The organism is Vagococcus sp. WN80Y (assembly GCF_059621045.1).
This window is the reverse complement of sequence record NZ_JCAQHY010000084.1, coordinates 1-4,607: the sequence shown is the minus strand read 5'-3', so window position 1 is coordinate 4,607 and position 4,607 is coordinate 1. Positions and strand designations below refer to the sequence as shown.

At 39.3% G+C, this 4,607-nt stretch carries 4 protein-coding genes and 1 pseudogene; 2 read left to right on the top strand and 3 right to left on the bottom strand.

The genetic code is table 11. The features are described from left to right. Positions 1–745: 745 nt before the first annotated feature. Positions 746–973 carry a DUF2922 family protein gene (locus AC5KOD_RS03075; protein ID WP_496913069.1) on the bottom strand — a complete coding sequence of 76 codons (228 nt, stop codon included), beginning with the start codon at positions 971–973 and terminating at the stop codon, positions 746–748. A 278-nt stretch (positions 974–1,251) separates the two neighbouring features. On the opposite strand from AC5KOD_RS03075, the gene AC5KOD_RS03070 reads away from it, so the two are divergent. Continuing rightward, positions 1,252–1,989 (top strand): hypothetical protein, encoded by a 738-nt coding sequence (locus AC5KOD_RS03070; protein ID WP_496913068.1) that lies wholly within the window; start codon positions 1,252–1,254, stop codon positions 1,987–1,989. A gap of 133 nt (positions 1,990–2,122) precedes the next feature. Continuing rightward, positions 2,123–2,368, top strand: coding sequence for a hypothetical protein (locus tag AC5KOD_RS03065; RefSeq protein WP_496913067.1), 246 nt, complete (start codon positions 2,123–2,125; stop codon positions 2,366–2,368). Between the two features lie 853 nt (positions 2,369–3,221). On the opposite strand, the gene AC5KOD_RS03060 is transcribed toward AC5KOD_RS03065, so the two are convergent. Both AC5KOD_RS03060 and AC5KOD_RS03055 read right to left on the bottom strand, forming a co-directional pair. Next, entirely contained in the window at positions 3,222–4,415 is a 1,194-nt protein-coding gene (locus tag AC5KOD_RS03060; RefSeq protein WP_496913066.1) for an amidohydrolase, read from the bottom strand. Further along, a pseudogene (locus tag AC5KOD_RS03055) lies at positions 4,408–4,607 on the bottom strand (hypothetical protein); the annotation flags it as partial. The pseudogene AC5KOD_RS03055 and the gene AC5KOD_RS03060, both read right to left, overlap by 8 nt.

Below are 4,607 nucleotides of genomic sequence, written 5' to 3'. Positions count from 1 at the left end.
ATTTTTACCTAACACGTAAAACTGTCACGTATTAAAAACAGCTAAAATGTTATTTTAATTGGTATATCAACAATACTTTGTTGCATTTAACCTTGACATGTGGCCATTAAAATCTACTTCGCATAATATATCTTATGTCAACTAGATCTCGTTTTCATATAAAGTTATTAATATAATAATAAGAGGGCGCCACTCCCTCTAACTCCACACGTTCAAGTGAGCCATCGGTCATTTTTATCGTTCCCTTTTGAACTTTTTTTCAAAAAACGGTAGACAATTAATAGGGGGATATGCTAAGATTACTGTGTAATTAACAGACCTTGGTTACATAAGATATATTATATAAAGTAAAAAAACACGAGAATTAGACATTCTCGTGTTTTTTTACTTTATATTCTATTTCATAATTCAAATATTTATTTAATTTTCGCACTAACAAGTTTATTAAACTTTAATTTTTATAAGTAGTCATACACCAACAACTCAAAACTAACATAAACCTATTTTACACTAAATGAGCTCATAAGAATAGACCTATCCCTATAAAAATAGACGCTAACAATTTAGTTCCTCTTCTTGTAATCATTGTATCTCTTCTTTCCTGAAGACGAAAGAAGACTGCTTACAATTAGTCAAAACCACAAAATGCGCTTTATAGTCAAGCCTGTACTAATTCTTGCCTTCGCTATTCTTCAACAGAATTTTTTATCATTTGCTGTTTGATAGACTTTATCAACCAACCTCATTAAAATAGGATCTCCGTTTGACGATCCACATACGTCGCTCCCTTTATCACAGCGTATTTCTTTTGTCCTTTATGCTGAAACAATCCCATCGCCACCACTTTTTCCATAAATAAGCGTACCGTCTCAGCTCCTAGCGCTTCATTAGACCGCTGCACTAAAATAGTCGTTGGGTCTCCCGATTCTCCTCCCTTCTCTTTCTTGACTGATTGCGACTTGCCAACTAGGATCAGATCTGATCTATGCCCCAGTCTAGTTGAAATTTAATATAAGTACAACTCGCCTAACTCACCCTTTTGCCAACTAATTCTTTCAGCTTTTAGTGGCATAATATCGCTGGAACACTTGATATGACTCACATTATCAAACTATCATATCAAAAAGTAGATAACTTTATTCAGCAAAAAGCGTGAGTTAGGCCCTTTTACAAAAAAAGAAAACTATGTAAAGATAAGGGCACGTTATCATCTTGATATCTTTTCCTACTATTATCAGAAGGAGGGAAAAAATGACTAACCCACTCGTTTTTCGAGAACCTGGGAAGCTAGATTTATCTTGCCATATTGTAAGTGAGGCACACATTCTCACTTATCTAACAAGAGCTATTGAAGAGAAGGAGGTGATATTAACTGAGGAAGTATTTGCCATGATGAGCGGGAAAAATAGGAAGGGAAAAAGAAAAACAGTGCTGTTTTTTATGGATGGAACCATCAAAAAAACACCCCTAACTCCTTTTCAGATACACAAGCTATTTGGTATCAAAAAAGGAGTCGCTAATCAGTATATTCTTAGGCAAGTCTTGAATTTTCACCAAAATAAACACCCTAAGCATGCTGCCCTCGTCACACCTAGTACTACTTTTTCACGGTTTAATGCCAATGTTTGGGCGAATTTGAATCACGCTATCAGCTTTCACTGTGGCGTCAAACAAATAGATAACATCCAACGAAGCGTCATCACTTTTTCTTTTGGTGCAGTCTTAGAGGTTCAGATTGGCATTCGAAGTGTGCGACAAACCTTTCTAGTAGATGTCTTAGAGGCTTGGACGATCCAGCACAATCATCTTTTGGGCGCTCAACCTTTGACCAACGTAGTGGGTGTCACTAACCCAACTAATCCGTATATGATGACTAAAATCGCCAACATGAACAAGAAAATTGACCGTAACAACAAGAAAAAATCACAAAAAAAAGACCATCAGAAACGAATTCACACCGTCTTGATCCATCCTGAAGAATTTGCTTAATCCCTTCATATTTTTGCCAAGCTTCTTCCCATGATAAAAGACGGCTATCTTCAAAAAGCTGATATAGACAGCCTTCCTCGCTCTCAGCGAACGTTATTTAAACGAATACTTAAGTGGAAAGAAGGTGACAATCATGACAATACATCGCAAAAAACTAACTTTAGCTTTTAAAAATAGTCAGGGGCAGATTAGTACCTCTAGTGTGACACATTTTCTAGATAATCTTGACCCCCTCATTCTTTCGGAGCAGCTTAGTCGCATTCCTATGATGGACACTGAAAACAAACAGCTTGTGTCCCATAGATTGTGTCGCAGTCATTGTGTTAAAGCAGAGCGACGAGATACTACTAAAACCAAATTAATGACAACTGACAAGTAAGAAAATCATTCGCTAAGAAGATATCAAGATAGCTCATGTCAGGTCAACTGAGGCCAGACATGAGCCATATTTTCCACTTTAATTAAACAACAGCGTTTAATTATTGAGAAGAAACTAGCATCTCTTATCATTTAATAACACATTATTAAACTATTGACTTGCTAAAAAGTCATTCAGACGACAGCTAACAAACAGGGGGATAGTTGATAAATACACTGTTATATCAACTATTTCCCCTATAATTCATGAATCACTTATGTCAACTGAATCCAGACATAAGCTATAGTTTCCACTTTAATTAAACAACAGTGTTTAACTATTGAGAAGAAACTAGCATCTCTTACCATTTAATAACACATTATTAAACTAGAGACTTACTAAAAAGTCATTCAGACGACAGCTAACAAACAGGGGGATAGTTGATAAATACACTGTTATATCAACTATTTCCCCTATAATCCATTAATCACCTATGTCAACTGAATCCAGACATGAGCTATATTTTCCACTTTAATTAAATAACACCTTTTAAAAATAAAGAAAAGTCTAGTATTCTTTATCATTTAATAACATGCTATTCAACTAGCAACTTACTAAAAAATCGTTCAGTTGACAGCTAGCAAACAAGAGGATAGTTGATAAATACGCCGATATATCAACGATTTCCCCTATCGTTCATGAATCACTTATGTCAACTGAAGCTGGACATGAGTCATATTTTCTTATTTAATTAAACAACATCAGTTAACTGTTGAATATCCCCTACCCAGCTCATCCTAGACAGCCATTCATGATCAACTAACCTCTTGCCACCTCGAGCGACTTCCCCTGATCGCTCACGTTTCGTCTTCCCTTACTCCGTTAAAAAATTAAGCGCAAACTTCACCGTAGCACCTAAGCTATACGTCAAGGCATCCTCATCTAAATCAAAGTAATCATTATGATGCTCGGCCCCACTGCCAACCTCTGGGTTGCCAATCCCTACAAAGGCAAAGACACTTGGGGCGACTTTGGCGTAGTGAGAAAAAGACTCTGAGGCATACCACTGAATGCCTTCTACCAGCTTGTCTGGATACAAGTCGTTGACCCCGAGTCTGGCAATTTCTGCGAGTAAGGGATCGTTTAAGACGGGAATTGTGGCAAAGCGCATGTTGTCCAAGTAACGAATGGTACACTTATGAGCGGCGGCTGTTTTTTCTGCGACTTCCTTTAAGACGGCCATCGCTTTATGACCTTCTGCCACATCAAAATACCGTAAGCTTCCCCCAATATAAGCCGTATCAGGTATGACATTATTAGCACTCCCTGCATGGAATTGAGTTAAACCAAGGGTCACGGTCTTGCTGACATCCAATTGATTAGCCCACGCGCTTGTCAAGCCGCTTAGTACGTTGGCTGCGGCGAAAATAGGGTTGATGGATAAATCAGGACGGGAGCCATGACCAGAGCGACCAACCACTTCAAAATCAATCACCGCTGCCCCGGCCATTCGCGGACCACCATCCAAACAGATTTGACCCGTTGGCATAAAGGCGGTCAAATGGGTGCCATAAATTGCGTCAATGCCTAAGGGTTGAAGACTCTCAATCATGGCCTCAATCCCTGAGCCGATTTCTTCACCTTCTTCAAACAAGAAAATAATCCGGCCCGACAGTTCGTCTTTGATCTCAACTAATAAACGCATGGCAGCGAGTAAGACAGCCATATGCCCATCATGACCACACATATGAGAGACCCCCTCAACTTCCGAGAGCCACTTACGTGGCCCTTTTAGGTTAGTGGGCTGTTCTAAAATTGGCAGGGCATCAATGTCCGTTCGTAAGGCCACTGTTTTTCCTTCGCGCTTCGTGTCCAAGATGGCATAGAACCCAGTTTCTGGAACGTCAGTAATCGGTAGGCCTAATTTGGTGACTTCGGCTTTTAAAAAGGCGCTTGTTTGCCATTCATTGGATGAGACTTCTGGGTGCTGGTGTAAATAGCCACGGGTTTCGCGCATATAAGGATCGAGTTCGGCTATTTTTTTGGTTAAATCGTTAGTATTAATCATGGGAGAGCTCCTTTACTTTTTTAGCTAAGCGTTCAAGGGCAGCAGTTAAAACAGCGGTGGTACAAGCCAAGCTGATCCGTTGGAACTGTTGGCCTTCTTCACCGAATAAATTGCCGGGATCGAGAACTAAGTGACAATCGTGAACAAAGAAGTCAGTTAGCGCCTCGTCTGTCATACCAAGGGCTTGACAAT

Bases quoted from the DNA above. Each gene is read 5' to 3' on its own strand.
- AC5KOD_RS03065 (WP_496913067.1), top strand. From the start codon at position 2,123: ATGACAATACATCGCAAAAAACTAACTTTAGCTTTTAAAAATAGTCAG.
- AC5KOD_RS03060 (WP_496913066.1), bottom strand. From the start codon at position 4,415: ATGATTAATACTAACGATTTAACCAAAAAAATAGCCGAACTCGATCCT.
- AC5KOD_RS03070 (WP_496913068.1), top strand. From the start codon at position 1,252: ATGACTAACCCACTCGTTTTTCGAGAACCTGGGAAGCTAGATTTATCT.